1 protein-coding gene is annotated in these 301 nt (G+C 45.8%); it reads right to left on the bottom strand.

The window, feature by feature from the left end; genetic code table 11:
- A partial coding sequence (locus KDM89_RS21490) for a diguanylate cyclase (protein WP_329604726.1) occupies positions 1-253 on the bottom strand: 253 nt, incomplete at its 3' end.
- Between the last annotated feature and the right edge of the window lie 48 nt (positions 254-301).

Below are 301 nucleotides of genomic sequence, written 5' to 3'. Positions count from 1 at the left end.
CTACTGCTACCCCACCGTTTAAGTCTGTTACAGGTAGAATAACGGCCAACTCTTCCCCACCAAAGCGTGCGACTAAATCACCGGCGCGGCGCGGACATGATTGGATCGCAGCACTAATTTTTTTCAAACATTCGTCGCCTTCTGCATGCCCGTATAAGTCGTTGTATTGTTTAAAATGGTCAACGTCGATCATAACAAGTGCAAGAGAACTTGAATTGCGAATCGCTCTGGCGAATTCTTCCTGAAGCGTCATATCAAAGTTTCGTCTATTGGCTAACTCTGTCAGTCCATCTTGCAAAGA

The sequence above is a fragment of the Cognatundibacterium luofuense genome (assembly GCF_018139685.1).
Taxonomy (GTDB): Bacteria; Pseudomonadota; Gammaproteobacteria; order Burkholderiales; family Burkholderiaceae_D; genus Undibacterium; species Undibacterium luofuense.
This window is presented reverse-complemented; position numbering and strand designations above follow the sequence as displayed.